Raw genomic sequence first — 3,926 nt, forward strand, 5'->3', positions numbered from 1 at the left:
AGATTTGCTGCATCTAAGTACATTATATCTCTATCAAATTCTGTATTTTGATATGATGTATATATTTCTAAATCATCATTAAATTTCATTAATAATGTAGAAGCATCAATGTTTTGTTCATTTAAATTAAATAAGTTTCTAATTTCAACTATTTTACCAGCACATGATTCTCTCATTGCTTGTTTAAAGATAGTAATATATGTTTCACCTTTTAATTCAACCATTTCACCAAATTTATCGAAATCTTGATCTAATAAGTAATTGTTTGAATCATATCCTACTGGTGTTACAACTGGATTGTATAAATATACTGTTCCAATAATATTTTTCTTTTTCTCTTTTGCACTTTTTATTTTTGCTTTTAACTCTTTTGCTGTGATAACTTCATCTTCAGCTCCAAAGTACATATAACTAGATGTAATGAAAATCTCTTCATATTTAGTTTCTATTGTTCCAAAATATTGCATAAAATTCCTTGTTTATTTCTGCTGTAATAATATCAAATATTAATAAATAGCTTGCTTATATTCTATTTTTAAGCTTAAAATGCATCAACTTTATTAACACGGTTATTCTTAAGCCACTCTTCTTGCATACTTTTCATTTTTTTTGTAGAAGTTTTTTTATTTTTAAATCTTGATTTTACATAAGAAGATTCATCACCTTCTTTATATGTATAGTTTAAATCAAGTGAACTAAGAACTATGGCACTTTTAACTCTAGTTGCTGCAACGTAGTAAATATTAAGTTCTTCGATGATTTTAAGAAAAGACATATTATTTTTAGGATTAGCTATATCTTTTTTAGAAATAAAATCATCAGCCATAATAACTTGTTCATACTCTAAACCTTTAGATTTATGAGTAGTTGTAAATATAATATCTGCTTGGTCTTTATTTGTTGTAAGTTTATCTTTTATTTTTTTGTTTATTTCAAAAATATTATCCCCATAGGTATTTATAAATTTGATAATATTTAAATAGTCTTGATTTTTTGTATCTTTAGCAAATTGTTCAAGCTCTTGTATTGTCTGAAAATCTTTAATTTCATCCATTGTAACTTTGTCATTCTTTTTCTCTTTTAAGTAAAAAATTGAGTAAACGGTTTGATTCATAAATGAATAAGAGTTATAACCACCTTCAAAATATATCTTTTTATTATCATGAATAAAATGAACTATTTGTTGAATTAAACCAAAAGTTGATCTTGCAATTACACAAATTTGTTTATTAAAATCAAGAGTATCTTTTCCTATTGTAGTATTAGAATCAATTCCTGAAATTTTTAAAAGATTTTTACTTTGTTTCTCATATAAAGAGTTAAGATTTGTTTGAAGTGTTTTTGCATAGTCATTTGAGAACCTAAAACTTTTACTTAATTCATATGCAGGTAAATCAATCTTATTTAAAGCATTTATTGCAAATCTAAATGAATATATTTGTTGAAAAGAATCACCAACATATACTCTTCTGCAGTTTTGCGCTTCTACAATTGCTATCATAACATCTGAAATATCTTGAGACTCATCAACTAAAATTAAATCATAACCAAGATTTGAGCTTACGGATTTATTTAAATAAAACATTTTTAAATAAAAATCATGTGTTGCATCAATAATTTTATTTTTCATAGATGATAAAATATGTTTAAGATGAGCAAGAACTTTTTTTTGGTCTTTATTTATAAGCTCTAAAATCTTTGCTGTTAAATCTAATTGTTTTTTATATGTATCTAATAGTTTTGTATCAAGTGCGATTAATGATGAATTACAGTAAAAATTTACTAAATCTTTTATAAGTGCAATATATTCAGGAATAGGGTAATAAGACCTCTGATTAAAAGTTTGTTCATATCCATTTAGAACTTTTTCTATTACTTGAACTTTTAAATCATGTGTAAGATTATATTGATATGCTTGAACTCTTGTATAGGCTAAAGAGTGAATAGTACTAACTTGCATATGTGATAGATTATACTCTTTAAGTTTTTCTTGTAATGAAACTTGTAAAGATTTATTATAAGCTAAATACAAAATTTTTAAATGAGAATTTCTTTTTGCATACTCTAGTAAAGTAGTTGTTTTTCCACTTCCTGCAACGGCATTTATTTTAAAAGATTCTTCTTTTGCATTTATTATATCTTCTTGTTCTTGTGTTAATTTCATTTATTACTCTTATTTAAAAACCATTGTTCTTGCATTTTTTTTGTATGAAAAGTCCAGGCTACAACTCTTGTGATTTTTTGACCTTGTTTCATTTCAATTGTATGTACTTTAAATGCTTTTACTTTTTTAAGTCTTTTATATATTTCATCTAGATTATCTTTCTTTGAAACAAGTGTAGAAAACCAAAGACAGTTTTCCTTAAACTGAGCACTTTCATTAATCATGTTAGAAATAAAAGAAAGCTCTCCCCCTTTGCACCAAAGCTCATTGCTTTTACCACCAAAGTTTAGTTTGTTTTTTACATCTTTTTGTTTTGTAAGATTTTGTATTTTTCTTTTTGTTCCTGCATTTGCTTCTTCTTTTGATTTATGAAAGGGAGGATTACAAACAGTAATATCAAATTTATCATTTTCATTTATAATATTTTTAAAGATATTTTTACTATTTTCTTGTAGTCTTATTTCAATATTACCTTTTAATGAATTATTTTTATTAACAATATTTTGTACTGAATCTAAAGATGTTTTATCAATATCACTAGCAACAAATTTCCAATTATAAACACTATTTGCAATAATTGGGTAAATACAGTTTGCACCAACACCAATATCTAAGCCTTTAATATTTGAATCTTTTGGAATAACATTTTTATTACTTAGGGCTAATAAATCAGCAATATAATGTATATAATCAGCTCGTCCAGGAATAGGTGGACAAAGGTATCCTTTTGGAATTTCCCAATTTTTTATATTGTAGAAGTGAGAAAGTAGGGCTTTATTTAATGTTAAAACTGCATTTTCATTTGAAAAATCAATTGATAGATTATCATATTTATTTAAAGAAACAAAAGGTGAGAGTTTAGGCTCACTTTTGATTAACTCTTCAAAATTATATAAATTATTATGAAAATTTCTAGGGTGAAGTGTTTTTGTAGTTGTTTTACTCATAGCTTAATTTAATTATTTGATTTCTTCAAACATATATAAAGTAGTTTTTCCTGCATTTATATCAAAGTTCTCACTAGTTTTTGTAGTATACGAATCTATAATTTCTCTTGCTTTTACAAAAGAGTTAGCATTATCAATAACTTCTGCTTTATCACCTTTTGTTAAATCTGATCTATTATGGCTTTTATTAAACTTTTTTGTTGTTTCTGGATTTAAAAATGTATATTTAATAATATCAATATTTCTTTTTACATCAATTCTAGCTTTTTTACTTTCATCTTCAAATCTTAATAATCTATTTCCATTAGAAGAAATCTTCATCGTAAGTGCTTTTTCAATATCTTTTGTATTTTCTAAAATAATATATTCTTTACCATTAATTGAAATTTCATCATTAGGAAGTAATTTAATCTCTTTTATAACTGTTTTTTTACCTTTAGCCATATTTTTTCCTTTTTTTGCAATTATAGCGAATTAATATATTATGAACATATAATGAAAGGGTTTCTTTGATATTTATATATTTTAAAAGAAATTTTTATGATATTTTATCTCTTTAAATATTTTTTTGATAAAAAGTTATTTTTTGGATATAATCAATTTAAATTATTTATAAATAGGGAAAAAATGCTATCAAGCTTATTTAAAAAACACACTTTTGCAGATGTTAAAAAAGAATTAGAAACACAAAAATTTGATGCTTCAAAATTAGATTCTATGATTAAATCTGTAAATCTTAAACAAACAAATTTTAATAACCAGACTTTAATACATGAAATGTGCAAAAAAAATAAAATAGATGCAGTTATTTGGTT

The 3,926-nt window shown here is 24.0% G+C and carries 4 protein-coding genes and 1 pseudogene; 1 reads left to right on the forward strand and 4 read right to left on the reverse strand.

Annotated features, from left to right (window positions below; translation table 11 throughout):
- The 4 genes and pseudogenes from ACERKK_RS11895 to ACERKK_RS11910 all read right to left on the reverse strand — a co-directional run.
- Nucleotides 1-467, reverse strand: a pseudogene (locus ACERKK_RS11895) (hypothetical protein); the annotation flags it as partial.
- A 74-nt stretch (nt 468-541) separates the two neighbouring features.
- Entirely contained in the window at nt 542-2,164 is a 1,623-nt protein-coding gene (locus ACERKK_RS11900) for a UvrD-helicase domain-containing protein (protein ID WP_373773294.1), read from the reverse strand.
- On the reverse strand, nt 2,161-3,111 hold the full coding sequence (gene rlmF / locus ACERKK_RS11905) for a 23S rRNA (adenine(1618)-N(6))-methyltransferase RlmF (RefSeq protein WP_373773295.1): 951 nt from the start codon (nt 3,109-3,111) through the stop codon (nt 2,161-2,163). Before rlmF ends, ACERKK_RS11900 begins: the two co-directional genes overlap by 4 nt.
- A 12-nt stretch (nt 3,112-3,123) precedes the next feature.
- Complete coding sequence (locus tag ACERKK_RS11910) at nt 3,124-3,555, reverse strand: hypothetical protein (protein WP_373773296.1); 432 nt, start codon at nt 3,553-3,555, stop codon at nt 3,124-3,126.
- A gap of 183 nt (nt 3,556-3,738) precedes the next feature.
- Between ACERKK_RS11910 and ACERKK_RS11915 the strand changes: the two genes are divergently transcribed.
- A partial coding sequence (locus ACERKK_RS11915) for a hypothetical protein (protein ID WP_373773297.1) occupies nt 3,739-3,926 on the forward strand: 188 nt, incomplete at its 3' end.

The sequence above is a fragment of the Poseidonibacter sp. genome (assembly GCF_041821165.1).
Taxonomy (GTDB): domain Bacteria; phylum Campylobacterota; class Campylobacteria; order Campylobacterales; family Arcobacteraceae; genus Poseidonibacter.

What these genes read in the sequence shown, in the direction of transcription:
- ACERKK_RS11900 (WP_373773294.1), bottom strand. Translation starts at nt 2,164, where the DNA reads ATGAAATTAACACAAGAACAAGAAGATATAATAAATGCAAAAGAAGAA.
- rlmF (WP_373773295.1), bottom strand. Translation starts at nt 3,111, where the DNA reads ATGAGTAAAACAACTACAAAAACACTTCACCCTAGAAATTTTCATAAT.
- ACERKK_RS11910 (WP_373773296.1), bottom strand. Translation starts at nt 3,555, where the DNA reads ATGGCTAAAGGTAAAAAAACAGTTATAAAAGAGATTAAATTACTTCCT.